This window comes from Streptomyces sp. NPDC006384, assembly GCF_042870695.1.
Classification (GTDB): Bacteria; Actinomycetota; Actinomycetes; order Streptomycetales; family Streptomycetaceae; genus Streptomyces.
The window spans coordinates 1-26,355 of the sequence record NZ_JBIAHR010000009.1; the positions used below are offsets into that span (position 1 = coordinate 1).

The following is a 26,355-nucleotide window of genomic DNA, read 5'->3' on the forward strand; positions in this document are numbered from 1 at the left end:
GCCCCGCTCGAATCGGAGGATAGACGACGATCCGGCCCGCCCGCCGCCCGGACAGGGGCGGGGGGGGGGGGGGGGGGGGCCGGCCGGCCCCGCCCCCCCCCCCCCCCCCCCCCCCCCCCCGCCCCCCCCCCCCCCCCCCCCCCCCCCCCCCCCCCCCCCCCCCCCCAAAATCTCCTCCAACCGCCTTACGAGGCGGGTGCGGGGTGCAGGGGGGTCGAGCCGAGGTTCTGCTGGTCCTGGGTGCCGAAGGTGGACCAGAGGGCTGCGGTGAGCAGGAGGAGCGCGCCGAAGACGAGGTAGACCGGCCTGCCTCCGAAGCGGTCGAAGAGGAAGCCGGTGGCGAGGATCGCCCCGGCGCTGACAATGCGGATGACGGCGTCGAGGAGCCCGTGCCAGGTGCCGAGCAGGGCGGCGGGGGCACGGAGCTGGACGAGGAGTCCGGCCGACCTGAGGTACACGGTGAAGCCGAGGCCGAAGAGGACGAGGGCGGCCGCGAGGATCCACTGGCTCTCACCGAGCAGTGCCGCCGTCAGGGTGCCGGCGCCCGCGAGGGCGGTGGCCCAGCGGAGGCTTGAGTAGATGCCCTCCGGGCCGGCCTTGGCGACGACGAGGCCGCCGATAATGGCTCCGATGGTGGAGAACGCCAGGAAGGAGCCGGCGCGGGCCGGCGACATGTCGAAGGTCTCCCTCATGAGGGACAGCAGGGAGAGGATGACCGTCGAGAGGGCGAGCACGGTCAGGGCGTGGAAGGTGAGGAAGCGGCGCCAGGCCGGGCTGGAGGTGAGTGTCCTAGCCACCGCGCGGCGGGACGGGAGGGGGGCGGGGGCGGGTTCCTCTTCGGGCGCGGTGCCGGCGGTCTTCACGCCGGTCGTCGCGCCGGAGCCCTGTGCGTGGACGGACTTCGGGTGCGCGGATCCCGGCTGCCGGGCCACGACGGCGATGAAGCCGGCGAAGACGGCCAGGGCGAGGACCTGGAGGCCGGCGGCGACGAGGAGGGCCCGGGAACCGGGGAGCAGGGCGATGACCAGGCCCGCGACGACCGGGGAGAGCAGTTCGGCGGCCGAGCGGATGGTTCCGCCGATGCCCTGGACCCGGACGAGGGTCTTGGCGTCGAGGATCCGCGGCAGGAGCACGAACAGGGCCATCTCCCCGATGTGGTGGACGAGGTCCACCGTGGCCGCCGCGACGACGATGGCCCACAGGTGGGATGAGAGGAGCGTGGAGCCGATGCCGATGAAGACGAAAACGCCGATCTTGACGAGGTAGGCCACGACCAGGACGGTCTTCGGGTTGCCCCGGTCCAGCAGGGGGCCGGCCGCGATGGAGGCGACGACCTCCACGCCGTAGCCCACGCAGTACACCAGGCCGACCGTGCTGACCAGGCCGGAGAGGTCCAGGGCCAGGTTGGCGAACGCGATGTCGTAGATGCCCTCGCTCATGGAACGGGACATGACGAGCACCGCGAAGACCACGAGGAGCAGCGTCAGCCAGCGTGACGCGGTGGGGAGCACGGTGCGGCCGGTCCTCGCCTCCTGCTCGGTCGCCGTCACTGGTAGGCCAGCTCTCGGACGACGTTGCCCGCGAGAGCGGCACCCGGCGCGTCGAAGGTCGGCAGTAATCCGTCGGCGGGGACCGGGACGAAGAGCTCGGGCAGGCGCGCGCCGCGGGAGTCGTGGACCTCGTACTCCACCCGGTAGTGGAGCGTCCCGCTGCCCCGGGCCCGCATGAGCACACCCGGTTCGATCGTCAGGACGACACGCGAGTCCTGCGGGAAGGGGAGGATCTGGCTGGCCCCGAAGGTGGGAGAGTCCGCGCGGCGGTCGATGAGTTGGAGTTCCATCTCGGGATTGTCGTACAGCAACGGGGACAGCTTCAGCGTGAGATGGGGATGGGCGCTGAAATACTGCGGCCAGGATGCCGGAATGTCGTGAACCATGGTGTCGGCGAGCCCGTTCTCGACGTTGGAGCCGATGCCGTACGAGTCGTCGCGAATGGACTGGTAGGAGCCGACCGCGGCGGTGACGGTGGCGAGTTCCGACGCGGGCAGGACGGGCTGCTGCCCGGCGAGGTCCCGATCGATGAAGTAGCGGTGGAGCTCGCCGCCGATCTCAGCGGAGGCGACGACGCCCTGCTCGGTCGCACCGCCGAGCCAGCTGCGGGACACCAACTTGGAGATCAGGAACTGGGCCGCCGTCGGCAGCTCGACGGTGTTGGCAACGGCCCGGGGGCGCGCGCGGTCCATGTCGGCGACGGAGTAGGTGGCGTTGTCGTCGAGCGGGGACCACTGCGACGCGGGGTCCTGCGGCGCGTGGAGGGAGTAGTCGTTGCGGGTGGTCACGGTGCCGAGCCGCTCGAACCAATGCGCGTAGCCCGGCGGGACGGCCAGTACGCACGATCCGTCGGCCGGGACGTCGATCTCCAGTTTCCGGTCGTACTCCGGTGAGTCCGCCCGGCAGTCGTACATGTGGACGGTGACGGGTTCGGCGCCCGCCGGGCCGTAGAAGGAGAGCCGGTCGTACTGGCCGAGGTGTACTGCGTACTCCTCGTACGCGAAGTGCGGGCTGTGCACCATGTAGTGGTACGGCCGGTCGTTGCGGGAGGACCGGATGTGCCGCGCTCCCGGGAGGCCGGAGTCCTCGCCCGTCGTGCGGGTCTTGGTCATGATCAGGTGCGGCTTGGGGAGGGCGGACATGGGCGGCGTTCCTCTCTGCAGTGCTGGAATCCGAAGTGGTCGGAAGTGTCTGGGGGGCGGGCACACCGGACCGGTGCACCCGCCCCCAACGACTACCGCCGTGATCAGACGGTGGTGACGACGACGCCCTCCGGGAGGGCGGCCTTGAACTCCGCGAGGTCACCGAAGGAGCGCGAGGTGATCTGCTCCTCCGTGTCGGCGTCGATCATCGCCGAGGCGATCTTGCCGAGGATGCTGCGGAAGTACTCCGGGGTCTCGAAGTAGGGCTCCAGCGCGGAGCTCAGGCTCTCCAGGGCAGCGCGGGCGGCGGGGTCCGTGACGTCACCGGACATGGCGGCGAGCTCGGTCTTCCAGGCGGCGGTCTCGACACTGGTGATCGACATGATGTGTTCTCTTCGGTGGGTTCTTCAGTCGGGTTTCAGCGGGTGAGCGATATTGCCTTGGCTTCCATGCGCGCCAGCGCGTGGAGAGCCGGTCCGGGCAGGTAGCGGTCGCTGTCCTGCTCGGGCCTGCTGGCGTCGGCTTCGGACGGGTCGGCGGTGGTGACGTCGCGGCCGAGAGGGTGGTCCAGGGCCCAGGGTTCGAGGTCCAGGAGTTCCATCTCGGAGCGGAGCCAGACTCGGCCGGTTCCGGTGAGCCGATACCAGGTACCAGGGGGACGCGGACCCCGATGGTGGGGTCCCCGAGGCGGATCACGGAGCGTTCGCCATCCGCGGTCACCACCTCGATCTGCGCGTCCGTGCTGCCCGCCAGCCAGGTGAGGCGGCGGCGGGAGTATTCGTGGCGGACGAACCGGCCGACGGCGCTGCCCTCGCCGGCGTCGGGGCCGTCCTCGGCCCGGCTGCCGTCGAGGTCCACTTCGAGGACGTCGGAGGTGCAGCTGTCGGTGGAGGGCACGACGGTGAAGGACTCCGGGCCCGTCAGCACGAAGTTGTTGCGGGAGGCCCACGCGTGGACGTCGTTCCCGGTCTCGGCGGCCCGCCACGCCGGCCTGAGCGTTGCGTAGGTGGTGCTGCCGCCGATGGAGACGCGGTACCGCGCGGCGTAGGCGCCCTGGTCCTGCGCGTTGGTCTGCTGGGACATCCGGGAGAGCAGCAGGTGGGCGGCGACCGGCAGCTCATGGCGGTTGGTGCGCACCACGGGAGCCTGCTGCGAGGAGCGCAGGAAGGAGACCAGGTCGTTGTCCGGTTCCCAGTCGGGGTTCTGGTCGGCGTACCAGACCGGTTCGTCGCGGGTGACGACTCCGCCCAGGCCGTCGAGGGTGTGGGCGATGCCCTTGGGGATGATCAGGACCCGGTAGGGCGAGACGGCCATCTCGATGGTGATCTCGTCGCCGAGCTGGGGCGAGTCCTCGCGGCAGTCGATCAGGTGCACGGTGATCCGCTGGCCCTCGCCGAAGAAGGTGAGCCGGTCGTCCTGGCCTACGTGGATGCCGTAGGCGGAGTAGGCGAAGTCCTTCTCGTGGGTGACGTAGTCGGTGATGCCCGGTCCGTTCGAGATGCGGGTCACCCGGACGACGCCGTTCGTGCCGTCGCTCTCGCTCACGTTCGTGGTCTCCAGCCGAGCTCCCGGCAGGGAGAACTCCATGGAGGTGACGTCGTCGGGGACCTGGAAGGTCCCGATGTGGCGGCGTTCGGTGGTGCGGTCGAGCGCTGTACGCGGCCCTGCGTCAGCAGTTTCGAGCATGGTGGGTTCCTCTCTCTTGCCTTCGTGGTGGTGGCCGACGCGCGGCCCCGGGGTGAGGAGAAGGGTGGAGGCGTTCGTACGGGCGGGCGTCCTGCGCCGTCACCAGAACTCGCGGCCGTCGCCGGCGTCCGCGGTGTCCGACAGCCGCCAGGCTGCGAGCCGTGGTGTGTGGGCGATGGCCCGGAGACACGCCGCGCGGGCGGTAAGCAGGGCCTCGGCCTCGCATTCGGCGAGGACGAAGAGAACCAGGTCGATCCGGTCTCCGTCGGCGCGTGTCCAGAGGTGCTCGATCCGGTCTGCGGAATCGAAGTGGGCGGTGAGGAGTTCCCTGAGGTCGTCGGGCGCCGCAGGTGTTCCGACCAGCCGCATGGTGATCATGTGCATGGCATCCTCGGGTGATCTGGCACCGTCGGCTCCCGGTGGGATCGGCGTCAGAGCAACTGGCCGGCGCCAGCGCCCTGGCCGGTGTCGGTCCCGCCCTGGGGCCCCACCCAGCCGCCCCCGTCGCTGGCCACGACCCGGGGCGTTACCCAGCCGAACCCGTCATCGGCGGACGTACGTCCGGCGTCCGGCGCCTCGTGGGAGACGGCTCCGGAGGTTCCGACGGCGACAATGAGAGCGGCGGATGCGAGCAGGACTGCGGCGATCCGGAACATGGCGGACTCCACCCTTAAGAATCGGCTTATTTGTCTTTGGTATCGCGTTCACCCCGTTCTGCGGGGTGTTGCGTTCGATGGCATAAGGCTGTCCCACGGCGGTGGCGGTGTCACTAGCTGCAGACGGGCGTCAAGACGCCAGGCGGGTAGACGCCACCTCGGACCGCCATGCGGGCTTGAGCGCGTCCTGGCTATGCGGAAGCCTGCACTCACCGATGCTCCTGACCGAGTCCTGACCGAAGGGAGACCACATGTTGCAATTACTCGGGCTTTCGCCCCATGCCGAGACCGTCTACCGGGCAACCCTGCTGCACCCCGACCACGGGGTCACCGATCTGATGGCGGACACCGGACTCCAGGAGAGGGTGATCCGCGCCGCGTTCGACGAACTGGCCGCGCTCGCCCTGCTCAAACCATCCGACCAGCGCGGGGGAAGACTGCGTCCCGTCAGTCCGGAAGTCGGCCTCACGACCCTGCTGGCCTCTGCCGAAGCCGACCTCGCGGCGCGCCTGGCCCAGGTGGAGAACACCCGCGCCGAGATCGCGGCGATGGCCGCCGAGCACCTCGGCACGCGCATGTCGGACAGTGCCACGCGACTCGAAGGTCTCGACGCCGTCCGTACCCGACTGGAGGAACTCCAGCGGACGACCAAGTTCGAGTGCCTGTCCCTCAACCCCGGTGGCGCGCACCGGCCCGACGCCCGCAATGCCGCGACCCCGCTCAACGAGGAGGCCCTGCTGCGGGGCGTGGCCATCCGGGCCGTCTGCCGCGACAGCTTCCGCAACGACCCCGACACCCTCGCCTACGCCCGCTGGCTCATCGAGCACGGCGGGCAGATGCGTACCATCCCCACCGTGCCCATCCAGATGATCATCGTCGACCGCCGGGCCGCGATCCTGCCCCTGGACCCGGAGGACCCGCGCAAGGGCGCGATCGAGGTGCACAGCTCCGGCATCATCACCGCCCTGTGCGCCCTGTTCGAGCTGTGCTGGTCGACGGGGACGTCCTTCGGCGAACAGCCGCCCACCAACGACCACGGGTGCACCCCGACGGAACGCGCGCTGCTGGACATGGTCGCCGCCGGGGACACCGACGAGGCCGCAGCCCGCAACCTAGGCATCTCGGTGCGCACGGTCAGCCGGATGATGTCGAACCTGATGGAGCGACTGGACGCGGCCAGCAGGTTCCAGGCCGGCGTGAACGCCACGAAGCGCGGGTGGCTATAGGACCAGCCGGCGTCGGAAGGGGACGCCGGCAGGTCCGGCACGAGCCAGCCTCAGCGCGTGGCGTAGGGGGCCCAACGGCGGACGGGGAACGTGGCGCCGTCCCGGTGGAGTTCGGCCGCGCCGGGGCCTGCGAAATCCCCGGTTACGGAGCGCTACCCACCACCTGGCGGTAGTTGAGCCGCCCGCCACCTGGGCAAGATCCCTCCCAGCACCACCGCGGCTGTACCGATCACCGATCACCAGGGGGTTGTCCATGGGCAAGCGCACGACGAAGAAGGGCGTGCGGCCCGCGCCGCTGTCCTCCGACCGACTGCGCACGGGCTGACCCGGCCCCGCGAACACCCGCATCCGCCTTGCACAGGCACAGGACACGGATGCGGCAGACACCCTGCTGGCCACGGCCGGAGTCCGCCTCATCCCCGCCCTGCGCTCCGCCATCGAGGACGGGACGGCAGGCTCTGTCCTGCTGGCTGGCCTGGGCGGCACCACGCAGACCTTCTTCCGCACCGCCGCTCGCGCGTTCGTTACACAGACCATGGCTGAGTCGTTGTCCGGCGTCAGCCTGACCCTGATCGCCGCCGACCAGGATCGCCGGCCGCAGCCACGGCCCGCTCTTCCTCACCGACCTCAAGGCCCCCGCCCGCACCCCGACCCTGGACACCTGTCCCGTGACCGGCCGCACCCGGCTGTCCTACCGGCGGGCGGAAGAGATCTTCGAGGAGAGCACCCGGCTGCTGGCCAGCCCGCTCGCCGGCCCCGACGACGTCGACGACCTGGAGGGCTGGACACTCCACCGGCTCCGGCATTCTGCCCTGACGCACGACGCGGAAGACGGCACGTCCGCGCCGATGCTGCTGGCCCGCTCCCGCCACGCCTCCGTGCGGTCGCTGGAGCGGTACGCCCGCCCCAGCGTCGACGCCGTCGCCCAGCACGTCGCCGAGCACGACCCCGCCGCCCGCCGCCGCAGGTGAACCCAGAGGACCCCATGCCCATCCGCCCCGAGAACCGTGACCGCTACCCCGCCGACTGGAAAGCGATCAGCCTCCGCATCCGCACGGTCCGCGCCGCCGGACGCAGCGCCTGCTCCGGCGGCTGACGTGCCCCGTGTGCGGACACATGACCTACGCGGCCGGGTCCCGCCGCCGGGACGCCCGCTACTGCTCCGCCCGCTGCCGAGACCGCGCCTACCGGCGCCGACACTGCCAGTACGGTGACGTGAAGGCGTCGAAAAACCAACGCGTACCGACGGGTACGACGCGCTGACGTCACGCAACGCCAATCTGTTGGCGGAGTCGTCCCAGGTCAGCGATAGCGCTGGAACCTACTGGCGGGTTACTTGCTCCCTGGTGTCCGAGGTAGGACTACAGGGCCTTCCAGGGCGGCCGGGTCGGTGACGGTCAACGCCCGTCCCTGCCCGTCGACTTCGGCGACGCCCTTGCCGAGCCCGACGGCGCTGTCCACCTCGGGCAGCCCCTGGACCGCGCCGGCGAGGCGGGGACTGAGCCCGCTGCCGCCCGCGCCGAAGGAGGGGGCGCTGACGGCGACGTCGCCCGCGAAGGACCGGGACACGGTCTGGTCCATGGTCGCCTTGAGGGAGGCGCCGAACACCGTGAACAGGGACACGACTGCCACGCCGGTCATCAGCGCCCCCGCGGTGGCGGCGGTGCGCCTGGGGCTGCGCAGGGCGTTGCGCCGGGCGAGGCCGCCGGTGACGCCGCGCAGCCGCTCCAGCGGGGCGCCGAGCACACGCACGGCGGTGCCGGAGACGGCCGGGCCGAGGACCACGAACGCGGCCAGGGCGAGGACGGCGCCCGTTCCCGCCGACCAGACGGACGGGAAGAGCAGGACGCCGGTCAGCGTCACCGCGAGGGCGAGTGCGATCAGCGCCGTACCGGTGACCTTCCGTGCGCGGGAGGCGCCGGAGGTGTCGACGGCCGTCTCGCGCAGCGCGGCCAGGGGTGCGATGCGGCCGGCCCGGACGGCGGGCAGCAGGGCCGAGCCGAGACTGACGACGATCCCGACGGCGAGCGGCAGCAGCATCGACGAGGCGCCGATCACCAGGGCGCCGTCCGGGAACGGGAAGCCGATCGCCGGGAACAGCGCCTGCAGGCCGGCCGCGATGGCGATGCCGCCCGCGAGTCCGGCGGCGGACGCGGTGAGGGCCACGGCGGACGCCTCGGCGAGCGTGCCGGCGGTGACCTGGCGGCGGGATGCGCCGAGGGCGCGCAGCAGGGCGTTCTCTCGGTGCGCTGGGCGACGACGATGGCGAAGGTGTTGAGGAGTCCGAGCACCTCGCCGCCGGAGCGGGAGTCGAGGTTGCCGGTGGGCTCGTCGGCGAAGACGACCTCGGGCCGCCCGGCGAAGGCGCGGGCCACGGCGACGCGCTGCTGCTGTCCGCCGGAGAGTTCGGCGGGCCTGTGGTGGAGGCGGTCGCGCAGCCCGACGACGTCGATCAGTGCGCCGATCCACTCGCCGTCGCCGCGGCGGCCGGCGAGGCCCAGGGGGAGGGTGATGTTCTCGGCGACGGTCAGGGTGGGCACCAGGTTGAACGCCTGGAACACGAAGCCGACGTGGTTGCGGCGCGGCAGGGTGAGCCGGCGGTCGTCGAGGGTGCTCAGGTCGGTGTCGCCGATGCGGGCAGTTCCGGAGGTGAGGGTGTCGAGCCCGGCGGCGCAGTGCACCAGGGTCGACTTGCCGGAGCCCGAGGGGCCCATGCCGGCGGTGAAGCGTCCGGCCGGGAAGTCGACGCTCACCCCGTCGAGGGCGCGTACGGCGGTGTCGCCGGCGCCGTACACCTTCACGGCGTCGACGACCCGGACGGCGGCACGGGTGGCGGTCGTCGTCATGCCGCACCGTCCTTGCCGGTCCGGCCGAACCGCTCGTCCAGCACGGACAGCCGGCGCCAGTACTCGTCCTCGTCGATCTCGCCGGAGGCGAAGCGGTGGCCGAGTACGGCGATGGGCGAGTCGTCCGGGACGGCGCCCTGCCGCCAGGGGCCCCGCCGGCCGCGCCACACGGTGCGGCGCAGCAGGGTCACGGCGCCGGCGACGACCAGGACCCAGATCAGCGGGAAGAGGAGGATCCACGGGCCGGGTCCGCCGCCGGCGAAGTCTGCCAGGGTCTGCATGTCGTCCAGCTCCTCGGTCGCGATGTCCTTCGTTGTCGCTTCCGAGCGTCCCGCCGGCGGGGGGTCCGGGTCGTCGTACGGCCGGCGGCAGTGTGCGTACCGCGCGGGGAGCAGACCGGCGGGCCGGGCCTGCTCCCCGGGCAGACCCCCTAGGCTCGGGCCCATGCTGAGACTCGGATATCCCGTCATCGGTGTCACGGACGTGCCCCGCGCGGTGGCGTTCTGGACGGCCGCGCTCGATCTCGTGCCCACCGAGGAGTTGAAGAGCGAGCGGTGGCGGACGCTGGAGCACGCCGACGGCTCCGGGCGGGCCCTCGCCGTGATGCACAGCGCCTCGCCGGCCGAGCCGCGTCCCCGTCTGCACCTGGACCTGTTCACGGACTCGGCCCAGGAGCAGCAGGCGGAGGTGCGGCGGCTGATCGGGCTCGGCGCGCAGAGCGTCGACTGGGACTCCTACCCGCCCGACCCCGACTTCGTGGTCCTCGCCGATCCGGACGGCAACAGGTTCTGCGTCGTCGATCTCGGCCGCGCGCTGTCGCCCTGACCGGGCCGTCTCAGGTCAGCGCCCCCAGCGGGTCGTCCAGCACCGGCTGCCAGGCCAACTCGGCGGCGCCGACCAGGCTGTTGTGGTCCAGGGTGCAGGGCAGGATCGGCACACCGCCGCTCTGTCCCCACAGGCTGCGGTCGGCGACGACCGCGCGCAGCCGCTCGGGGTCGGCGTCCAGGAGGGAGCGGTGCAGGCCGCCGAGGACGATCCGGTCCGGGTTGAGGATGTTCACCAGGCCGGCCAGGCCCTGGCCGAGGCGGTCGATGAGGGCCCCGGTGGCCGCGCGGACGGCCGGGTCGTCGTACCGGTCGCGGATCAGGTCGTTGGACTGCTGGAGCAGGGAGACCTCGGGGCCGGGCTCGCGTCCGGCCTCGGTGAGGAAGGCCAGCGGGTCGGTCTCCACGTCCAGGCAGCCGCGGCCGCCGCAGTGGCAGGCGCGGCCCTCGGGGTTGACGGTGAGGTGGCCGACCTCCAGGGCGAGGCCCGAACTGCCGCTGTGCAGGCGCCCTTCGAGGACGAGGGCGCCGCCGACGCCGCGGTGGCCGGTGGCGACGCAGAGCAGGTCGCGGGCGCCGCGTCCGGCGCCGTGCCGGTGCTCGGCCAGGGCGGCCAGGTTGACGTCGTTCGCCGCGAAGGCGGGTCCCGCGAGGCCGGCGGCGCGCACCTGTTCGGCGAAGATCCGCCGCACCGGGGCGCCGGCAGGCCAGGCCAGGTGCAGCGGGTTCAGGGCCAGGCCCTCCGGTTCCGCGACGGCGGACGGTACGGCGAGTCCGGCGCCGACGCAGCGCCGTCCGGTCCGCCGCAGGAGTTCCGCGCCCGTCTCGACGACGGAACCGAGGACCTTCGCCGGGTCGGCGTCGACGACCTCGCGGCCGGACGCGGTGGCGACGATACGGCCGCCGAGCCCGACCAGGGCCGCGCGGAAACCGTCGGCGTGGACCTGGGCGGCGAGGGCGACGGGCCCGTCCTCGGCGACCGCGAGGCGGTGCGAGGGCCTGCCCTGCGAGCCGGCCGCGGCGCCGGGCCGGGCGTCGACCCTGATGAGGCCGAGCGCCTCCAGTTCGGCGGCGACCGCGCCGGCCGTGGCGCGGGTGACGCCGAGTTCGGCGGTGAGAACGGCCCGGGTGGGGGCGCGTCCGGTGTGCACGAGCTGCAACGCGGGTCCGAGCGCGCCGCGCCCCCGGTCCAGCCGCGTCCTCGGGGTGGTCCCTTCCCCCGCCGTCCGGGGGTCCTCCTTGCCGCTCATGAGGGGGAGTCTCCCACGGGCCACGGGACGGGATGTCCGCGCTCCGCGCCCGGGACGCCGGTGCCGTCGCGGGCCGGCGGGGCCCGAAGGGCGGTCCCGTACGGCCCCGGCCTCCGCGGTCTTCGTCCTGGCCGCCGTGTGCGCTCCCCCGCCCCGTCCCTCCCCGGAACGGTCCGACCTGCGGCTCCGTTAGCCTGGTCGCACGATGAACGACCGCAGCGACCGTATGACGACTCCGTGGGGCGAGCTCGAGCTGGCCCGCTTCCCCGAGGATCCGCGCGACCGGCTGCGTGCCTGGGACGCCTCCGACGAGTACCTGCTCCGGCACCTCGCGGACCGGGAGGTGCCGCTGTCCGGCACGGTCGTGGTGGCCGGCGACCGGTGGGGAGCGCTGGTGACGGCGCTGGCGGCGCACCGGCCGGCGCAGATCACCGACTCCCATCTCACCCGGGAGGCGACCCGCGCGAACCTCGCGCGCAACGGGGCGGCGCCCGGCGCGGTGCGGCTGCTCACCACGCAGGACCCGCCTCCCGACCGGATCGACGTGCTGCTGGTGCGGGTGCCGAAGAGTCTGGCACTGCTGGAGGACCAGCTGCTGCGGCTGGCGCCCGCCGTGCACGAGGGCACGGTCGTCGTCGGCACCGGGATGGTCAAGGAGATCCACACCTCGACGCTGGCGCTGTTCGAGCGGATCCTCGGCCCGACCCGCACCTCGCTCGCCGAGAGGAAGGCGCGGCTGATCTTCTGCACGCCCGACCCGGCCCTGGAGCGGCCGGCCAACCCGTGGCCGCTCAGCTACCCGCTGCCCGACGGCGTCGGCGCGCTGTCCGGCCGTACGGTCGTCAACCACGCCGGTGTGTTCTGCGCCGACCGGCTCGACATCGGCACCCGGTTCTTCCTCCAGCACCTGCCGGACGGCGGGGGCGCCCGGCGGGTGGTGGACCTGGGCTGCGGCAACGGTGTGGTCGGCACGGCGATGGCGCTGGCCGCTCCGCGGGCCGAAGTGCTGTTCACCGACGAGTCCTTCCAGGCCGTCGCCTCCGCTCAGGCCACGTACCGGGCGAACGGGGAGCCGGGACACGCGGAGTTCCGGGTCGGCGACGGGCTGGCCGGGGTGCCCGACGGCAGCGTCGACCTGGTGCTGAACAATCCGCCGTTCCACTCCCATCAGGCGACGACCGACGCGACGGCGTGGCGGATGTTCACCGGGGCGCGGCGGGTGCTGCGGCCCGGCGGTGAGCTGTGGGTGGTCGGCAACCGGCACCTCGGCTACCACGTCAAGCTGCGGCGGCTGTTCGGGAACAGCCACCTGGTGGCGAGCGACCGGAAGTTCGTGGTGTTGAAGGCCGTCAAGAGGTGAGGCCGGTGATGACCCGGGTGAGCGCGGCCACGGTCCGCACCATGGCCTCCCGGCCCGGGGCGAGGTAGCGGCGCGGGTCGACGGCGTCCGGGCGGGCGGCGAGGTACTGCCTGACCGCGCCGGTCATGGCGATGTTCAGCGCGGTGCCGACGTTGACCTTGGTGATGCCGCCCGCGACCGCCGCGGCGAGTTCGCCGTCCGGGAGGCCGGAGGAGCCGTGCAGCACGAGCGGCACGTCCAGCGCGGCCGACAGTCTCTTGAGCAGGTCGTGGTCGAGGGCGGCGGTGCGCGTGGTCATGGCGTGGCTGCTGCCGACGGCGACGGCGAGGGCGTCCACCCCGGAGTCGGCGACGAAGGAGCGGGCCTCGGCGGGGTCGGTGCGGGCACCGGGGGCGTGCGCGTCGAGCGGCGCCTCGCCGTTCTTGCCGCCCACTTCCCCCAGTTCGGCCTCGATCCACAGGCCCTGGGCGTGGGCCCGGTCGGCGGCGGCCCGGGTCGCCGCGAGGTTCTCCGGGTACGGCAGCCGGGAGCCGTCGTACATCACGGAGCTGAAGCCGGCGTCCCGGGCCAGGCGCAGCAGGCCGTCCTCCTGGACGTGGTCGAGGTGGAGGGCGACGGGCACGGCGGCGGCCTCGGCGGCGGCGACGGCCGCGCGGGCCAGCGGCAGCAGGCGGCCCTGACGGTACCTCACCGCGTTCTCGCTGATCTGGAGCACGACGGGGCTGCGCACCGACTCGGCGCCGGCGACGACGGCCTCGACGTGCTCCAGGGTGACGACGTTGAAGGCGGCGACGGCGGAACGCGCGGCGGCGGCACGGGTGACCAGGCCGCCGGTGGTGGTGAGGGGCACGATGGGTCCTGCCTTTCCCCGGGCGCCGCCGGGCGTCGGTCGGGGCGTCAGGGGGTGAGGATCACCGAGCGGGTGAGATGGCGGGGCCGGTCCGGGTCGAGGCCGCGGGCGGCGGCGACGGCGACGGCGAGCCGCTGGGCGCGGACCAGTTCGGCGAGCGGGTCGAGCCGTCCGGGCACCCACAGCGCGCCCGTGTCGCGGACCTGTCCGGCCAGTCCCTCGGGGGCCTCGCCGAACATCCAGGTCGCCGTGCCGGCCGTGCTGACGCTGATGGGGCCGTGCCGGTACTCCATCGCCGGGTACGCCTCGGTCCACGACAGGGACGCCTCGCGCATCTTCAGCGCGGCCTCGTCGGCCAGCCCCACCGTCCAGCCGCGGCCGAGGAAGGTGAACTGGGTGCATGCGACGAGCCCTTCGGGCAGCTCCGACGTGAGCGCCGTGCGGGCGTCGGCGACCGCCGCGTCGGGGTGCAGCCCCAGGTGGGCGCGGAGCAGGGTCAGGGCGGTGGTCGCGAAGCGGGTCTGCACGACCGACCGCTCGTCCGCGTAGTCGAGGACGACGACGTCGTCGGCGGCGGCCGTGACGGGGGTGTCCGGGTCGGCGGTGAGCGCGACGGTGCGCGTGCGGCCCTTCAACGCGCCCAGCAGTTCCAGCACTTCGGTGGTGGTGCCGGAGCGGGTGAGGGCGACGACGCGGTCGTACGCGCGGTCTCGCGGGAACTCGGAGGCGGCGAAGGCGTCCGTCTCGCCCAGGCCCGCCCCCTCGCGCAGCGCCGCCGCCGACCGGGCCATGAAGTACGAGGTGCCGCAGCCGGTGATCGCCACCCGCTCCCCCGCCGTCGGGAGCACCGCGGCGTGTCCGGCCGCCTGTCCGGCGGCGCGTGTCCAGCACTCGGGCTGGCTGGTGAGCTCGTCCTCGACGTATGTCATGCCGCGCACTCCCGACCGGTCCGGAGAGACCTGGCTAGCGTGATTGTTCGTGCAAGATATAGCGATTTTCCGAGCAGTATCAAGCATACGGAGCGGCGAGAGGAGTGCGCTAGGGTCGGCGGGGGATCAAGGAACGGAGGGGCGGATGTCGCGCGACGCCCGCTGGAAGACGCTGCTGGAGCTGCTCGTCGAGCGCGGCCGGCTGGACGTCGAGGAGGCGGCGGCGGAGCTGGGGGTGTCGGCGGCGACGATCCGCCGCGACTTCGACCGGCTGGCCGAGCAGCAGATGCTGGTGCGCACGCGCGGCGGCGCGGTCGTGCACGGGGTGTCGTACGAGCTGCCGCTGCGGTACAAGACGGCCCGGCGCGCCTCCGAGAAGCAGCGCGTCGCGCAGGCGGTCGCCGCGCTGGTGGCGCCGGGCGAGGCGGTGGGCCTGACCGGCGGCACGACCACCACCGAGGTGGCGCGCGCCCTGGCCGTGCGCCCCGACCTGGCCTCCGGGACGCCCGCGCTGACCGTGGTCACGAACGCGCTGAACATCGCCAACGAGCTGGCGGTGCGGCCGCAGTTCAAGATCGTGGTGACCGGCGGGGTGGCCCGGGCTCAGTCGTACGAGCTGATCGGTCCGCTCGCGGACGGGGTGCTGGGGCAGGTCACGCTCGACGTGGCGGTGCTGGGCGTCGTCGCCTTCGACGCCGAGCACGGTGCCGCGGCCCATGACGAGGCGGAGGCCGCGGTCAACCGGCTGCTGTGCGAGCGGGCCGCGCGCGTGGTGGTGGCCGCGGACTCGAGCAAGCTGGGCCGGCGGGCGTTCGCCCGGATCTGCGCCGCGGACGCGGTGGACACGCTGGTCACCGACGCCGCGGCCGGCCCGGATGTCGTCCGCCCGTTCGAGGAGGCGGGGATCCGGGTCGTCCTGGCGTAGAGGCGGTCGCGGTCAGTGGCCGTGGCCGTCGGTGTGGCCCTCGGTGTGCTCCTCGGTGCCGGCCGGTGCGGGGTCCTGGTCCGCGGGGGCCGATCCGGCCCGCACGGTGAACGCGGCGGTGTGGACCTTCCCCTCGTGCCGGAAGTCCAGGAACAGGCGGTAGGTGCCGGCGCTGGGCGCGGTGGCCGTGAAGGAGATCTCCGGGCCGGGCTTCGTCGTGCCGTCGCCGGGTTCGCCGTTCGGGTGGACGTGGAGGTAGGCGAGGTCGCCGGAGCGCAGGGCGACGAGGTGGCCGTAGGCGCCGAGGTAGGGCTGGAGGTCGGTGACGGGGCGTCCGGCGCGGGTGATCCTCAGCTTCAGCTCGCCCGCCCTGCCAGGGTTCAGCGTGCCGGCGAGTGCGACCCGGTAGCCGTCGGCCGTGACGGTGCCGGCCGGTGCCGGAGGGGCCTCGGGGCGGTAGGCGCCGCCGGCCGCGAGGTCCGCGCCGAGGGTGATGCTGCCGGCGCCCTTCTCCGCCGGGGTGAAGTCGGCGAAGACGCGGTAGCCGCCCGCGCGGGGCAGGTCGACGGGGGTGCTCCAGGTGCCGTCGGCGGCGCGGGTGGGGTGCAGGTGGCGGTAGGCGGTCAGGTCGCGTGAGGCGACGATGAGGTGGAGTTCCTTCTCGTGCTCGCGCCGGTACGCCGTGACGGCCCTGCCGTCCTCGTCGCGGACGGTGAAGCGCAGCTCGGCGCGGTGTCCGGCGGTGACGCGCGGGGTGGCGAGGTCGAGCGTGTAGCCGTCCTCGGAGATCTGCAGGCCGCCGGCCGGTTCGCTCCGGTGGCCCGCGTGGCCGTCGTCACCGCCCGTTTTCGCCGAGGGCTCGTCCGCGTGCGTCTCGTGGGCCGCGGGCGGGGCGTCCTCGACGACCGGGTCGACGGCCCTGCCGACGCCGTACGCCGCACCGAAGGTCGCGGCCAGTGCCGCGGCGAACGCGGTGATCCTCAGTCCGGTGCTCGATCCCGTGCTCATGGCGGTCGTCTCCTCGATTCCCGGGCGTCCGGCCCTGCCGACGCCACTTCCTGCACTTCACAATACCCCTGGGGGGTACTGAGTCAAGTGCCGCCAGAGGGTTGCGTCAGGTACCCCCCAGGGGTATACATGGTCTCGGCAGACATACCCCGGCCCCGTATCAGGGGCCCTTCCGCAGGAGGACACCCATGGCTTCCACCGCCGACGCCGTCAGCACCGTCTACGCCGTCTCCGGAATGAGCTGCGGCCACTGCAAGGCGACGCTCACCCGGGTGATCGGCGAGCTGGACGGCGTCACCGCCGTCGACGTCCAGGTCGCCGCCGGCCGGGTCACCGTGACCGGCCCCGCCGAGCCGGACGACGCCGCGATCGCCGAGGCCGTCGACGAGGCCGGCTACGAGCTCACCGGCCGCGTCTGACCGGCCCGCACTCCCCCGCGCCCGGCCGGGACCCGCCTCCGGGTCCCGGCCGCCGACCCCGCACCAGGAGCAGACATGACCACCAGTACGACCAGCGCACCGACCGAGGTGGAACTCGCCATCGGCGGGATGACCTGCGCCTCGTGCGCGGCCCGGATCGAGAAGAAGCTCAACCGGATGGACGGGGTCACCGCCACCGTCAACTACGCGACCGAGAAGGCCAGGGTCAGCTTCGCGGACGGGGTGACCGTCCCGGAACTGATCGCCACGGTCGAGGCGACCGGGTACACGGCCCGCGAGCCCGAGCCGGTACGGGCCGAGCCCGCGCCGGACGCGGCGCGGGCCGGGGAGCCGGACGAACTGCGCCCGCTGCGGCAGCGGCTGGTCGCCTCGGTGCTGCTGTCCGTCCCGGTCATCGCGATGGCGATGGTGCCGGCGCTGCAGTTCGAGTACTGGCAGTGGCTGTCGCTGACCCTGGCCGCGCCCGTCGTCACCTACGCCGCCTGGCCGTTCCACCGGGCCGCCTTCACCAACGCCCGGCACGGCGCCGCCACCATGGACACACTGGTCTCGGTGGGCACGTCGGCGGCGTTCCTGTGGTCGCTGTGGGCGCTGTTCCTCGGCAGCGCGGGCACGCCCGGCATGACGCACCCCTTCGAGCTGACCATCGCCCGCACCGACGGCGCCGGCAACATCTACCTGGAGGCCGCCGCGGGCGTCACGGCCTTCCTCCTGGCCGGCCGCTACTTCGAGGCCCGCTCCAAGCGCAAGGCCGGCGCCGCGCTGAAGGCCCTGCTGGAACTGGGCGCCAAGGACGTCACCGTGCTCCGGAACGGCCGCGAGGAGCAGATCCCGGTCGGCGGACTGAGGGTCGGCGACCGCTTCCTGGTCCGGCCGGGCGAGAAGATCGCCACCGACGGCACGGTCGTCGAGGGCACCTCCGCGGTCGACGCCTCCATGCTGACCGGCGAGTCGGTACCGGTCGAGGTCGGCGTGGGCGACGCGGTCACCGGCGCCACCCTCAACGCCGGCGGCCGGCTGGTCGTCGAGGCCACCCGGGTCGGCGCCGACACCCAGCTCGCGCGGATGGCGAAGCTGGTCGAGGACGCGCAGAACGGCAAGGCCGCCGCCCAGCGGCTCGCCGACCGGATCTCCGGGGTCTTCGTCCCCGTCGTCATCGCCCTGGCACTGGCCACCCTCGGCTTCTGGATCGGCAACGGCGCGGGGCTGACCGCCGCGTTCACCGCCGCCGTCGCGGTCCTGATCATCGCCTGCCCCTGCGCCCTGGGGCTCGCCACCCCGACCGCGCTGATGGTCGGCACCGGACGCGGCGCCCAGCTCGGCATCCTCATCAAGGGCCCCGAGGTCCTGGAGTCCACCCGCAGGGTCGACACCATCGTCCTGGACAAGACCGGCACCGTCACCACCGGCCGCATGACCCTGCTCGCCGTGCACACCGCCGCCGGCACCGAGGAGGCCGAGGTGCTGCGCCTGGCGGGTGCCCTGGAGCACGCCTCCGAGCACCCGATCGCCCGCGCCGTCGCCGACGGCGCCCTGGAGAAGCTGGGCGCGCTGCCCGCGCCCGAGGACTTCGCCAACGTTCCGGGGCTCGGGGTGCAGGGCGTCGTCGACGGCCACGCCGTCCTCGTCGGCCGCGAACGGCTGCTCGCCGAGTGGGCCATGAGCCTCCCGGCGGACCTGGCCCGCGCCAGGGCCGACGCGGAGACGGCCGGCCGGACCGCGATCGCGGTCGCCTGGGACGGCGAGGCGCGCGCGGTGCTCGAGGTCGCCGACGCGGTGAAGGAGACCAGCGCCGAGGCGATCACCCGGCTGCGCGCGCTCGGGCTGACCCCGATGCTGCTGACCGGCGACAACCGGGCCGTGGCCGCCTCCGTCGCCCGCGAGGTCGGCATCGCCCCCGAGCACGTCGTCGCCGAGGTCATGCCCGAGGACAAGGCCGACGTCGTCAAGCGCCTCCAGGAGGAGGGCCGTTCGGTGGCGATGGTCGGCGACGGGGTCAACGACGCCGCAGCCCTCGCCCAGGCCGACCTCGGGCTGGCCATGGGCACCGGCACCGACGCCGCCATCGAGGCCGGCGACCTCACCCTCGTCCGCGGCGACCTGCGTGCCGCCGCCGACGCCATCCGGCTGGCCCGCAGGACGCTGGGCACCATCAGGACCAACCTCTTCTGGGCCTTCGCCTACAACATCGCCGCCCTGCCGCTCGCCGCGGCCGGACTCCTCAACCCGATGATCGCCGGCGCGGCGATGGCCTTCTCGTCCGTCTTCGTCGTCGGCAACTCCCTGCGGCTGCGCGGCTTCAAGGCCGCCGCGTGACACCGCCCGTGGGGGGGGGGGGCGGGGGGCCCGGCGGGGGGGGCCGGCGGGGCGGGGGGGGCGGCCGGAGCGGGGCCCCCCGGCCCCCCCCCCCGCCCCCCCCGGCGGCCGGCGCCGCCGCCCCCCGCCCCCCCCCCCCCCCCCCCCCCGCCCCCCCCCCCCCCCCCCCACGGGTGTACGGGCGCGACGGCCGCGCCCGCGTGTCGCGTCCGCGTCCGTCCGTGCCGGGCCGCCCCTCGCCCGTACGGGCGACGCCCGCGCGCCGCGCGGCGGGCCACGCACGAGGCTGGACCGACGACGCGGGCGCGGCGGACGGGGAAGCCTGCCGGGGCCGTACGGGACCGTTCCGGCCACGGGGACGGGACGGCCGTACGGCACCGGCCGGCGGGCCGGTGCCCGTGGTGACCGCGGCCGCGGGGGCCGCCCCGCACGGACAGCACCCCACAGCAGGAGCCATGACGGAACCGACCGACGCCGACGGGGACACCGCCGGCCCGCTCGCACCAGGAGCGGGCCCGGCCCGTCCCCGGCCCCTCGACGGCCTCCTCGCCGAGCTGCGCGCGGTGGACGGTGCCCTGTACGCGGCGGTGGCCGCCACGTACACGCCCACGCTGGACCGGCATCTGCGCCGGCTCTCCCGCGCCGCCGACCACGCGAAGATCTCCCTCGGGATCGCCGCCGCCCTCGCCCTGGGCGGCGCCCGGGCGCGCGGCGCGGCGCTCGTCGGGGCCGGGGCGGTGGCCGTGACGTCGGCCGCCGCGAACCTGCTCGGCAAACGTCTGGTGCACAGGCCCCGGCCCGACCGGGAGGCGGCCCGTGTGACGGCGGACCGGTACGTGCCCATGCCCGCGTCGGCTTCGTTCCCGTCCGGTCACACCGCCTCGGCGGTCGCGTTCGCCACGGCGGTCGGTGTGGTGCTCCCGGAGGCCGCCGTGCCCCTCGAGGCGCTGGCGGCCGCCGTCGGATACTCCCGCGTCCACACGGGCGTGCACTATCCGGGCGACGTGGTGGCGGGTGCCGTCCTCGGCGTCGCGGGCGCGGCCGCCGCGCTGGCCGTGGCGGCCGTGGCCGACGTGCCCGGACTGCGCACGTTCCGTACCGTGCCCCCGCCCGGGCCGCCCGGGCCGGTCCGTCAGCCGAAGGCCCTGACGGCCTGGTAGTACGTCCACGCCGTGCTGTCGCAGGCGGTCTTCGTGGCGCCGGCGTACCGGGCGCAGACGCGCTTGAGGTCCTCGTGGAAGGCGCTGTCGAGGCGGGCCTTGTTCGCGCTGAAGGAGCCCGCGGCCTTGTAGTTGCGGTAGCCGAAGTCGTGCCGGGCGCAGGAGGTGCTGAAGGGGAAGCCGAACGGGTTGTCCGGCGAGGAGGAGCAGTGGTCGGTGGACCAGTCGAACCCGTAGGCGGACCACGCGGACCGGTTCGCCCGTGCCGTGACCCAGGCGTTGTGGCTGGACGCGCTGGTCTGGGTCCAGCTCGCGAGCACCTGCGCCTTGTCCGCGGGGGCGGCCTCGGCGGTCGCGGCGGTGGTGAGGACCGTGGTCACGGCCAGGGCCGAGGCGGCGAGTCCGGTGGCGAGTCTGCGGTGCATCCCACACCTCCATGAGGCTGCGGCCCGCCCATCGGGCCGCAGGTTCATGTCAAGATGATGCGCATCCCGGCCGCCCCCTCACACCCCCGTCACCCGAACGGGTCGTGAACACTGCGTTCCTATCCCGTTGTTGACGTCACGTCAGTCGCCCAGGGCCCCTTCGCCGCGGTGGTCCGCCGCGTGACACCGCCCGGCCACCACCCGGACGCCGGCGGCGACGGCACCGGCGCCCGCGCCCCCGGACCATCACGGAAAGCGCTCGCACCGTCCCCGGCCCGGACCGCGGGGACGAGCCGGACAGGCCCCGCCCCGGCCACGGAAGGGCGACCGGCACGGCTCCCAGCGTTTGCGGGAGCGGCGTGCGGCTGGTCGACTGTCGCGGGGGGAGAGCCGGTCGCACCGCACCGGCGCGGACTCTTCAGCTTCCTCCGGAAGGAGTTCAGGCGTGAACACCCCGAATCCGTCGGCACAGGAGCACGGCTCGGACGGCAGCCAGCCGTGGCTGCACCAGAGAGGCCGGACCATCCAGGAGTTCGGCACCGTCAAGCAGTTCCCCGTGGCGCTGTCGATGGAGACCCGCCTCTACTCGTGCCAGCGGCTCAACAAGGTCCTGGCGGACACCCGCATCCTGCACGATCTGTACAAGAAGTATCACTGGCTCATGCGCGGGGCGACCTTCTACCAGCTGCACCTGCTGCTGGACAAGCACGCCGGGGAGCAGCTCGCGCTGATCGACACCGTCGCGGAACGCGTCCAGACCCTCGGCGGGGTCGCGGTCGGCGACCCCCGGCACGTCGCGGAGATCACGACCGTACCGCGCCCGCCGGACGGTGTGGAGGAGGTCCCGGCGATGCTGTCGCGGCTGCTGGAGGCCCACGAGCTGATCCTCACCGACTGCCACGACGCCGCGACCCGCACCCAGGAGCTCGGCGACGACGGCACGAACGACCTGCTGGTCTCCGACGTCGTGCGGACCAACGAGCTCCAGGCGTGGTTCGTGGCGGAACACCTCGTGGACACGCCCCTCGTCCACACCTGACCGGACGGCCCGCGGCCGGCCCCGGACGCCCGCCGTCCGGGGCCGGGCCGTTCCCCGGCCAGGACGCGGCCTGCGCACCCGGGGCCGCCCCGCGCTCCGCGCCGGGTCCGCCGTCGCGTTCCGCACACCCGGGCGAAGCATTCCTGACGCCCCTTCACCCACGTCGTGGAAGTGTCCCGATATGGCCCACATGTCCTCCGGTTCCCACGGCGCTCACGGCGCCCACGGTCAGCCTCCGACGCGCGGCCAGAGGTGGGCCGCGTTCCGGCAGTCGCCGTTCTGGCCGGCCACCGTGCTGGTGCTCATCCTCGCGGCGGCGGCCGGACTGTTCGCGGGTTCGTACACGTACTCCATGGCGGACCCGACGCCGCACTCGCTCCCCACGGCCGTGGTCGGCTCGTACGACCGGGGGCGCGGCAAGGCCTTCCTGGACGGTCTGGAGAAGGCGCTCAACGCCTCGGTGAAGGTGCATCCCTACCGCAGTACGGCCGAGGCGCGCGAGGCGATCGACGAGCAGGAGGTCTTCGCGATCCTCGGGCTGCGGGAGGGCGGGCGGTCGGCCGTCCTCGACCTGTCCAGCGCCTCGGGCGCCTCGGTCGCCGAGGTGCTGTCCCAAGCCGCGCCGGAGGTGGGGAAGAAGACCGGGGTCGCCCTCACCGTCCGGGACGTCAATCCTCTGCAGGAGGGCGATCCGCGCGGCCTGGCGATCTTCTACATCTCCCTGGCCGCCGTGATCATCGGCTTCGTCGGGGCGATCCAGCTGAGCGTGCACGCACGGGCGCTGACCCCGTTCGAACGCATCCTCTTCACCCTCGCCTACGCGCTGCTCGGCGGGTTCACCATCGCCGTGGCCGTGGACTGGCTGCTGGGCGCGCTCGACCTGCCGTTCGTCCAGTCGTGGCTGATCCTCGCGCTCACCCTGTTCGCCAGCGGCATGGTCTTCACGATGTTCAACACCCTGGTCGGCCGATGGGCGATGCTGCCGACCTGGGGGCTCATGGTGCTGCTCGGCAACCCCTCGTCCGGGGGCGCGGTGTCCTGGCCGCTGCTGCCGTCCCCGCTGGGCGAGATCGGCCAGTGGCTGCCGCCGGGGGCTTCGGTCAACGCCCAGCACACGGCGGTGTACTTCCAGGGCCACCAGCACCTGTTCCCGTACCTGGTGCTGGGCGGGTGGGCGCTGCTGTCCTGCGCGGTGTTCTGGACCTGGCGCCACCGGCACCCCGGCGGCCGCGAGAAGCGTCCGGCGCACGCCGGGTCCTGATGCGCGTCGCGGCCTCGCGTGCGAAGGGCGACAGGCCGGCCGGCCCTGGTCACGGACGGGTGGTCCGCGGGTGGACGACGAGGCGGGGGCCCGGCCGGGGCTCCGTCCCCGTCGTCGTACGGCGAGGCGGTCGGCGGCCCGCGACGCCGCAGGGCGCCGGGGCTACGATGAACGGCCGCCCCGGGACGTACGGGGCACCGCGGCCGGAGGGAGACGGGGTGAGGGAGCAAGGGCGTGCCCGGCGCGGCCAGGGTGAGCTGGAGGCTCAGGTGCTCGGTGCGCTGCGTGCGGCCGAGGGCCCTGTGGACACGGCCTGGGTGCGCGAGCGGGTCGGCGGCGGCCTGGCGTACACGACCGTGATCACCATCCTGACGCGGCTGCTGGCGAAGGGGGCGGTGACCCGGGAGAGGTCGGGGCGGGCGTTCGTGTGGTCACCCGTCGCGGACGAGGCGGATCTGGCGGCCCTGCGGATGCGGCGGCTGCTGGACCAGGAGCGGGACCGGGAGGCGGTGCTGGCGAGCTTCGTCACCTCCCTGCCCCCGGGGGACGAACGGCTGTTGCGGGAGCTGCTGGAGCGCGCCCGGGATCCGGAGGACTGACGCGGTCATGGGGGTTTTCGTCTTCCTGCCGCTGGTGCTGCCGTTGACGGCGTGGCCGGTGGCACGGCTGGCCGAGCAGCGGCTGCATCCGCGGACCGCCACGGTGCTGCTGTCGGCGGTGGCCGGGGTGCTGGCCGTGTGCAGCACGGTGTGCCTGGCGCTGCTGATGGTGGTGGGGACCGCGCAGCTGCCGGGCAACCCGCTGCCCGACGGCTGGTCGGACGAGGAGGTGCGGAAGGCGGTCCCGTACGACGAGGTCGCCGGCCGACTGGCCATCCCGGCGCTGGGGGCCGTGGTGGCAGCGTGCTGCCGCACGCTGTGGGTGCATCTGCGGGTGCGGCGCCGGGCGGAGAAGGCCGTGGCCGGCCTGTCGACGTCCGTGGTCGTGCTGCCCGACACCGGTCCGTACGCCTACGCGCTTCCCGGCCGGCGGGGCGGGGCGGGCCGGGTGGTGGTGTCGACGGCGATGCTCTCGTGCCTGGAAGGCGCCGAGCGGCGGGCGCTGTTCGCGCACGAGCGCGCCCACCTCGCGGGCCGGCACCACCGCTTCCTGCTCGCCGTGCGGCTGGCGGCGCGGGCCAACCCGTTCCTTCGGCCCCTGCGTACCGCGGTGGCCTTCACGACGGAGCGGTGGGCGGACGAGGAGGCGGCCGGCACGATCGGCAGCCGGCGGGTGACGGCCCGGGCGATCGGCAAGGCGGCCCTGGCCTCCCAGGGCGCCCCCGCGGTGACGCTGGCCCATTTCGCGCTGGCGGGGCCGGTGCCCCGGCGGGTGGGCGCGCTGCTGGAGCCGGCCCCGGTGATGCGCAGGTGGCCGTCGGTGTTCACCGCGCTGGGCCTTGCCGCGTGGACGGCCGCGGCGGGCACCGCCCTCTCGGCGCTGTCCTCGGCGAACGCGACGGTGACGCTGTTCTTCGTGCTCAAGGCCGCCACCCCGCTGTAGTCGGGCCCGGAGACGCCCCGGCCGCCCGGCGGGGTGCCGGGCGGCCGGGGCGGGCCGCTTCCGCGACCGTCCGCAGGACGCCGTGCGCTGGGGCGGTCCGGCCCGGCGCACCCGCGTCATGGGAGTGGGTCAGGCTTCGTCGTCGCCCTCGAAGAAGTCGCCCACCTCGTCGACGACCTCGGCGGCGACGAGGCCGCCGGCCACGCCGACAGCCAGGCCGGCCGCGCCCGCCGCGACGGCTGTTCCCATGCCGGGCCCGGAGCGGTGACCGCCGTGGTCGGCGTGATGGCCGTGGGAGTGGGGGACGCCGTACGGGTCCGCGTGTCCGTAGGGGGCGGGGGTGCCGTGCTGGCCGTGACCGGCCGTCACCTGGCGGATCCAGGCGTCGACGACGGTGCTCCAGTCGAGCCGGCCGGCGTCTTCGTGGCTGACGACATGCCGGTTGACGACGTCGTGGCCGCTGGAGAAGAACCCACCCGGCTTGTCGGCCTCCAGGACGACTTCCATGCCGCCGGGGTTGGCCAGGAAGGTGACCTCCAGCTCCCGCACGGCGTGCGCGTACTGCGGAGCGGGGAGGAGTTCGATCTCCTGGTAGAACGGCAACTGCTGACCGGTGCCGCGGATGCGGCCGTACTCCAGGTCGGCCGACTTGAAGCCGAAACCGAGCCGGCCGAGGGCTTCGAGAACCGCCTCCTGCACGGGCAGCGGCGCGACGGCGAGCGGGTCGAGGTCGCCCTTGTCCTTCGCTCCGGCCACCGCGAGCTCGGTGCGCACCCCGAGCACGATGCCCAGGGCCTGCCCGTACAGCTCCGTGACCGGCGTCTCCCACGGCAGCGTCACCGTGAACGGCACGCTGCGCTGCTCACCCTCCCTCAGGCGGAAGCCGCCGGCGACGGTGAACCGGCCGAACGCGACCACGCCCTCGGCCTCTCCGCCGTCGTGCTCGGCCTCCACCCGGGCCACCAGCTCCAGGGTGATCTGCTCGATGTCGAAGTCGGCGCTGCCGCCCTTCAGGTGCACCTGGCCCGTCAGGCTGCCGCCGGGCCGGACCGCGCCCGGGTCGAGGACCGTGTCCACGGTGGGGCCGCCCACACCGAGCGCGCCGAGCAACTTCTTGAACACCATCGCGGCGTTCACTCCTTCACGTGCGAGAACGGGGCCGCGGTGCCGCCGAGTCCTCCGGACGGGGAGCACCGGCGGCACCGCGGGCGGAGAGGTGACTACTTCGCCGCGTCCAACGCGGCCAGGGCCTGGGCCCAGCGGACGTACTTCAGCTCGGCGAGGTCGGCGACGGTGGCGACGCCGAACGCCTCCTTCAGCAGGTCGCCGTCACGGTCGGACACCCCCTTCAGCGCCGAGACCGGGGCGGCGAGGACCTCGGCCAGCGGCTTGTCCGCCCACGCCTTGTCCAGCACCTTGTCCAGATCGATCGAAGCCACGTAGCCCTCCAAGGCCGATAGCGAGTGGAACCAGCGGTGCGCGGCCCCGCGGGGTCGCGCAGGCGCCGTCCCGGAACGACGACACCGGTGTCGTGCCGGCGAGGAGCCGCCGGGCAGGTCCGGCCACCGGGCACGCGCCCAGGGGCCGGGAACGGCTCACCCGCCCCTCGCACTTTCTACACGACTGTAGAAGCATAGGGCCGGACCGGTGGCTCGCGGTGCGTTCCCCGGCCACCGGGGCGTTAAAAGTCCGGAAACATACCGTGGCTCAGCGCGCTCGGCGTTATCGGCGTGCTCGCCGGGCCGTCCCCGGCCGCGCCACCGCACGGCCCGCCGGCCATGGCCGGCCTGGGCACCGACGACCTGAGCATCGACGGGTCCGGCCCGCCGCCCCCCCGGGCCGGGGGCCGGCGGGGGGGGCCCCGCCAGCCGGCCCCCCCCCCGGGGCCCCGCCCCCCGCCCCGCGCCCGGGGGGGCCCGC

General features: G+C 73.9%; 27 protein-coding genes and 1 pseudogene. 12 read left to right on the top strand and 16 right to left on the bottom strand.

Features of this window, described 5'->3' with window-relative positions:
• Nucleotides 1-185: 185 nt before the first annotated feature.
• The 6 genes from ACFYOJ_RS13870 to ACFYOJ_RS13895 form a co-directional block, all read right to left on the bottom strand.
• The gene (locus tag ACFYOJ_RS13870; protein WP_356558577.1) at nucleotides 186-1,550 is read right to left on the bottom strand and encodes an MFS transporter; all 1,365 of its coding nucleotides are present in this window, start codon (nucleotides 1,548-1,550) and stop codon (nucleotides 186-188) included.
• Complete coding sequence (locus ACFYOJ_RS13875; protein WP_356558576.1) at nucleotides 1,547-2,692, bottom strand: hypothetical protein; 1,146 nt, start codon at nucleotides 2,690-2,692, stop codon at nucleotides 1,547-1,549. Before ACFYOJ_RS13875 ends, ACFYOJ_RS13870 begins: the two co-directional genes overlap by 4 nt.
• Before the next feature lie 104 nt (nucleotides 2,693-2,796).
• Nucleotides 2,797-3,075, bottom strand: a complete 279-nt coding sequence (locus tag ACFYOJ_RS13880; protein WP_356558575.1) for a hypothetical protein — start codon at nucleotides 3,073-3,075, stop codon at nucleotides 2,797-2,799.
• Nucleotides 3,014-4,378, bottom strand: a complete 1,365-nt coding sequence (locus tag ACFYOJ_RS13885; protein WP_356558574.1) for a hypothetical protein — start codon at nucleotides 4,376-4,378, stop codon at nucleotides 3,014-3,016. Before ACFYOJ_RS13885 ends, ACFYOJ_RS13880 begins: the two co-directional genes overlap by 62 nt.
• 99 nt (nucleotides 4,379-4,477) lie before the next feature.
• Nucleotides 4,478-4,762, bottom strand: a complete 285-nt coding sequence (locus tag ACFYOJ_RS13890) for a hypothetical protein (protein ID WP_356558573.1) — start codon at nucleotides 4,760-4,762, stop codon at nucleotides 4,478-4,480.
• A 47-nt stretch (nucleotides 4,763-4,809) separates the two neighbouring features.
• On the bottom strand, nucleotides 4,810-5,034 hold the full coding sequence (locus ACFYOJ_RS13895) for a hypothetical protein (RefSeq protein ID WP_356558572.1): 225 nt from the start codon (nucleotides 5,032-5,034) through the stop codon (nucleotides 4,810-4,812).
• 251 nt (nucleotides 5,035-5,285) lie between these two features.
• Between ACFYOJ_RS13895 and ACFYOJ_RS13900 the strand changes: the two genes are divergently transcribed.
• Nucleotides 5,286-6,260, top strand: coding sequence for a helix-turn-helix transcriptional regulator (locus ACFYOJ_RS13900; RefSeq protein WP_356558571.1), 975 nt, complete (start codon nucleotides 5,286-5,288; stop codon nucleotides 6,258-6,260).
• Nucleotides 6,261-6,928: 668 nt separating this feature from the next.
• Nucleotides 6,929-7,231, top strand: coding sequence for a site-specific integrase (locus ACFYOJ_RS13905; protein WP_356558570.1), 303 nt, complete (start codon nucleotides 6,929-6,931; stop codon nucleotides 7,229-7,231).
• Between the two features lie 361 nt (nucleotides 7,232-7,592).
• Here the strand turns inward: ACFYOJ_RS13905 and ACFYOJ_RS13910 are convergent, their stop codons facing one another.
• The 3 genes and pseudogenes from ACFYOJ_RS13910 to ACFYOJ_RS13920 all read right to left on the bottom strand — a co-directional run bounded on the left by ACFYOJ_RS13910 (nucleotide 7,593) and on the right by ACFYOJ_RS13920 (nucleotide 9,387).
• Nucleotides 7,593-8,492, bottom strand: coding sequence for an FtsX-like permease family protein (locus tag ACFYOJ_RS13910; protein WP_388596994.1), 900 nt, complete (start codon nucleotides 8,490-8,492; stop codon nucleotides 7,593-7,595).
• A 44-nt stretch (nucleotides 8,493-8,536) separates the two neighbouring features.
• Nucleotides 8,537-9,106: pseudogene (locus ACFYOJ_RS13915) on the bottom strand (ABC transporter ATP-binding protein); the annotation flags it as partial.
• On the bottom strand, nucleotides 9,103-9,387 hold the full coding sequence (locus ACFYOJ_RS13920; protein ID WP_356558569.1) for an SHOCT domain-containing protein: 285 nt from the start codon (nucleotides 9,385-9,387) through the stop codon (nucleotides 9,103-9,105). The gene ACFYOJ_RS13920 and the pseudogene ACFYOJ_RS13915, both read right to left, overlap by 4 nt.
• A gap of 163 nt (nucleotides 9,388-9,550) precedes the next feature.
• Here ACFYOJ_RS13920 and ACFYOJ_RS13925 point away from each other — a divergent pair, with 163 nt between their 5' ends.
• On the top strand, nucleotides 9,551-9,931 hold the full coding sequence (locus tag ACFYOJ_RS13925) for a VOC family protein (RefSeq protein ID WP_356558568.1): 381 nt from the start codon (nucleotides 9,551-9,553) through the stop codon (nucleotides 9,929-9,931).
• A 10-nt stretch (nucleotides 9,932-9,941) separates the two neighbouring features.
• On the opposite strand, the gene ACFYOJ_RS13930 is transcribed toward ACFYOJ_RS13925, so the two are convergent.
• Nucleotides 9,942-11,180 (bottom strand): ROK family protein, encoded by a 1,239-nt coding sequence (locus ACFYOJ_RS13930; RefSeq protein ID WP_356558567.1) that lies wholly within the window; start codon nucleotides 11,178-11,180, stop codon nucleotides 9,942-9,944.
• 226 nt (nucleotides 11,181-11,406) lie between these two features.
• On the opposite strand from ACFYOJ_RS13930, the gene ACFYOJ_RS13935 reads away from it, so the two are divergent.
• Complete coding sequence (locus ACFYOJ_RS13935; protein ID WP_356558579.1) at nucleotides 11,407-12,540, top strand: methyltransferase; 1,134 nt, start codon at nucleotides 11,407-11,409, stop codon at nucleotides 12,538-12,540.
• Here the strand turns inward: ACFYOJ_RS13935 and ACFYOJ_RS13940 are convergent.
• Together ACFYOJ_RS13940 and ACFYOJ_RS13945 are read right to left on the bottom strand one after the other, a co-directional pair.
• Nucleotides 12,530-13,390, bottom strand: a complete 861-nt coding sequence (locus ACFYOJ_RS13940; RefSeq protein ID WP_356558566.1) for a ketose-bisphosphate aldolase — start codon at nucleotides 13,388-13,390, stop codon at nucleotides 12,530-12,532. The genes ACFYOJ_RS13935 and ACFYOJ_RS13940 overlap by 11 nt on opposite strands.
• Before the next feature lie 47 nt (nucleotides 13,391-13,437).
• Entirely contained in the window at nucleotides 13,438-14,319 is an 882-nt protein-coding gene (locus ACFYOJ_RS13945) for a sugar isomerase (RefSeq protein ID WP_356558565.1), read from the bottom strand.
• A 145-nt stretch (nucleotides 14,320-14,464) separates the two neighbouring features.
• On the opposite strand from ACFYOJ_RS13945, the gene ACFYOJ_RS13950 reads away from it, so the two are divergent.
• Nucleotides 14,465-15,244 (top strand): DeoR/GlpR family DNA-binding transcription regulator, encoded by a 780-nt coding sequence (locus tag ACFYOJ_RS13950; protein ID WP_356558564.1) that lies wholly within the window; start codon nucleotides 14,465-14,467, stop codon nucleotides 15,242-15,244.
• A 12-nt stretch (nucleotides 15,245-15,256) separates the two neighbouring features.
• Here the strand turns inward: ACFYOJ_RS13950 and ACFYOJ_RS13955 are convergent, their stop codons facing one another.
• Complete coding sequence (locus ACFYOJ_RS13955) at nucleotides 15,257-16,252, bottom strand: hypothetical protein (protein ID WP_356558563.1); 996 nt, start codon at nucleotides 16,250-16,252, stop codon at nucleotides 15,257-15,259.
• Between the two features lie 188 nt (nucleotides 16,253-16,440).
• On the opposite strand from ACFYOJ_RS13955, the gene ACFYOJ_RS13960 reads away from it, so the two are divergent.
• The 3 genes from ACFYOJ_RS13960 to ACFYOJ_RS13970 all read left to right on the top strand — a co-directional run bounded on the left by ACFYOJ_RS13960 (nucleotide 16,441) and on the right by ACFYOJ_RS13970 (nucleotide 20,168).
• On the top strand, nucleotides 16,441-16,671 hold the full coding sequence (locus ACFYOJ_RS13960) for a cation transporter (protein ID WP_356558562.1): 231 nt from the start codon (nucleotides 16,441-16,443) through the stop codon (nucleotides 16,669-16,671).
• A 75-nt stretch (nucleotides 16,672-16,746) separates the two neighbouring features.
• Nucleotides 16,747-19,008 carry a heavy metal translocating P-type ATPase gene (locus ACFYOJ_RS13965; RefSeq protein ID WP_356558561.1) on the top strand — a complete coding sequence of 754 codons (2,262 nt, stop codon included), beginning with the start codon at nucleotides 16,747-16,749 and terminating at the stop codon, nucleotides 19,006-19,008.
• A gap of 455 nt (nucleotides 19,009-19,463) precedes the next feature.
• A complete protein-coding gene (locus ACFYOJ_RS13970; protein ID WP_356558560.1) occupies nucleotides 19,464-20,168 on the top strand; it encodes a phosphatase PAP2 family protein in 705 nt (234 codons plus the stop codon).
• On the opposite strand, the gene ACFYOJ_RS13975 is transcribed toward ACFYOJ_RS13970, so the two are convergent.
• Nucleotides 20,141-20,593, bottom strand: coding sequence for a phospholipase (locus ACFYOJ_RS13975; RefSeq protein ID WP_356558559.1), 453 nt, complete (start codon nucleotides 20,591-20,593; stop codon nucleotides 20,141-20,143). The two genes, ACFYOJ_RS13970 and ACFYOJ_RS13975, sit on opposite strands and share 28 nt — an antisense overlap.
• A gap of 445 nt (nucleotides 20,594-21,038) precedes the next feature.
• Between ACFYOJ_RS13975 and ACFYOJ_RS13980 the strand changes: the two genes are divergently transcribed.
• The 4 genes from ACFYOJ_RS13980 to ACFYOJ_RS13995 all read left to right on the top strand — a co-directional run bounded on the left by ACFYOJ_RS13980 (nucleotide 21,039) and on the right by ACFYOJ_RS13995 (nucleotide 24,435).
• Nucleotides 21,039-21,632, top strand: a complete 594-nt coding sequence (locus ACFYOJ_RS13980; protein ID WP_356558558.1) for a DNA starvation/stationary phase protection protein — start codon at nucleotides 21,039-21,041, stop codon at nucleotides 21,630-21,632.
• A 190-nt stretch (nucleotides 21,633-21,822) separates the two neighbouring features.
• Nucleotides 21,823-22,893, top strand: coding sequence for an ABC transporter permease (locus ACFYOJ_RS13985; protein ID WP_356558578.1), 1,071 nt, complete (start codon nucleotides 21,823-21,825; stop codon nucleotides 22,891-22,893).
• Nucleotides 22,894-23,060: 167 nt separating this feature from the next.
• Entirely contained in the window at nucleotides 23,061-23,492 is a 432-nt protein-coding gene (locus ACFYOJ_RS13990) for a BlaI/MecI/CopY family transcriptional regulator (RefSeq protein WP_356558557.1), read from the top strand.
• A 7-nt stretch (nucleotides 23,493-23,499) separates the two neighbouring features.
• On the top strand, nucleotides 23,500-24,435 hold the full coding sequence (locus ACFYOJ_RS13995) for a M56 family metallopeptidase (protein ID WP_356558556.1): 936 nt from the start codon (nucleotides 23,500-23,502) through the stop codon (nucleotides 24,433-24,435).
• 129 nt (nucleotides 24,436-24,564) lie between these two features.
• Here the strand turns inward: ACFYOJ_RS13995 and ACFYOJ_RS14000 are convergent, their stop codons facing one another.
• Both ACFYOJ_RS14000 and ACFYOJ_RS14005 read right to left on the bottom strand, forming a co-directional pair.
• The gene (locus tag ACFYOJ_RS14000) at nucleotides 24,565-25,560 is read right to left on the bottom strand and encodes a sporulation protein (protein WP_356558555.1); all 996 of its coding nucleotides are present in this window, start codon (nucleotides 25,558-25,560) and stop codon (nucleotides 24,565-24,567) included.
• 95 nt (nucleotides 25,561-25,655) lie between these two features.
• Nucleotides 25,656-25,874 (bottom strand): hypothetical protein, encoded by a 219-nt coding sequence (locus ACFYOJ_RS14005; RefSeq protein ID WP_356558554.1) that lies wholly within the window; start codon nucleotides 25,872-25,874, stop codon nucleotides 25,656-25,658.
• Nucleotides 25,875-26,355 lie beyond the last annotated feature (481 nt).

Excerpts from the sequence above, each read along its gene's own strand:
- ACFYOJ_RS13875 (WP_356558576.1), bottom strand. The coding sequence starts at position 2,692 with ATGTCCGCCCTCCCCAAGCCGCACCTGATCATGACCAAGACCCGCACG.
- ACFYOJ_RS13880 (WP_356558575.1), bottom strand. The coding sequence starts at position 3,075 with ATGTCGATCACCAGTGTCGAGACCGCCGCCTGGAAGACCGAGCTCGCC.
- ACFYOJ_RS13885 (WP_356558574.1), bottom strand. The coding sequence starts at position 4,378 with ATGCTCGAAACTGCTGACGCAGGGCCGCGTACAGCGCTCGACCGCACC.
- ACFYOJ_RS13890 (WP_356558573.1), bottom strand. The coding sequence starts at position 4,762 with ATGCACATGATCACCATGCGGCTGGTCGGAACACCTGCGGCGCCCGAC.
- ACFYOJ_RS13895 (WP_356558572.1), bottom strand. The coding sequence starts at position 5,034 with ATGTTCCGGATCGCCGCAGTCCTGCTCGCATCCGCCGCTCTCATTGTC.
- ACFYOJ_RS13900 (WP_356558571.1), top strand. The coding sequence starts at position 5,286 with ATGTTGCAATTACTCGGGCTTTCGCCCCATGCCGAGACCGTCTACCGG.
- ACFYOJ_RS13920 (WP_356558569.1), bottom strand. The coding sequence starts at position 9,387 with ATGCAGACCCTGGCAGACTTCGCCGGCGGCGGACCCGGCCCGTGGATC.
- ACFYOJ_RS13925 (WP_356558568.1), top strand. The coding sequence starts at position 9,551 with ATGCTGAGACTCGGATATCCCGTCATCGGTGTCACGGACGTGCCCCGC.
- ACFYOJ_RS13930 (WP_356558567.1), bottom strand. The coding sequence starts at position 11,180 with ATGAGCGGCAAGGAGGACCCCCGGACGGCGGGGGAAGGGACCACCCCG.
- ACFYOJ_RS13935 (WP_356558579.1), top strand. The coding sequence starts at position 11,407 with ATGACGACTCCGTGGGGCGAGCTCGAGCTGGCCCGCTTCCCCGAGGAT.
- ACFYOJ_RS13945 (WP_356558565.1), bottom strand. The coding sequence starts at position 14,319 with ATGACATACGTCGAGGACGAGCTCACCAGCCAGCCCGAGTGCTGGACA.
- ACFYOJ_RS13950 (WP_356558564.1), top strand. The coding sequence starts at position 14,465 with ATGTCGCGCGACGCCCGCTGGAAGACGCTGCTGGAGCTGCTCGTCGAG.
- ACFYOJ_RS13955 (WP_356558563.1), bottom strand. The coding sequence starts at position 16,252 with ATGAGCACGGGATCGAGCACCGGACTGAGGATCACCGCGTTCGCCGCG.
- ACFYOJ_RS13960 (WP_356558562.1), top strand. The coding sequence starts at position 16,441 with ATGGCTTCCACCGCCGACGCCGTCAGCACCGTCTACGCCGTCTCCGGA.
- ACFYOJ_RS13965 (WP_356558561.1), top strand. The coding sequence starts at position 16,747 with ATGACCACCAGTACGACCAGCGCACCGACCGAGGTGGAACTCGCCATC.
- ACFYOJ_RS13970 (WP_356558560.1), top strand. The coding sequence starts at position 19,464 with ATGACGGAACCGACCGACGCCGACGGGGACACCGCCGGCCCGCTCGCA.
- ACFYOJ_RS13975 (WP_356558559.1), bottom strand. The coding sequence starts at position 20,593 with ATGCACCGCAGACTCGCCACCGGACTCGCCGCCTCGGCCCTGGCCGTG.
- ACFYOJ_RS13985 (WP_356558578.1), top strand. The coding sequence starts at position 21,823 with ATGTCCTCCGGTTCCCACGGCGCTCACGGCGCCCACGGTCAGCCTCCG.
- ACFYOJ_RS13990 (WP_356558557.1), top strand. The coding sequence starts at position 23,061 with ATGAACGGCCGCCCCGGGACGTACGGGGCACCGCGGCCGGAGGGAGAC.
- ACFYOJ_RS13995 (WP_356558556.1), top strand. The coding sequence starts at position 23,500 with ATGGGGGTTTTCGTCTTCCTGCCGCTGGTGCTGCCGTTGACGGCGTGG.
- ACFYOJ_RS14000 (WP_356558555.1), bottom strand. The coding sequence starts at position 25,560 with ATGGTGTTCAAGAAGTTGCTCGGCGCGCTCGGTGTGGGCGGCCCCACC.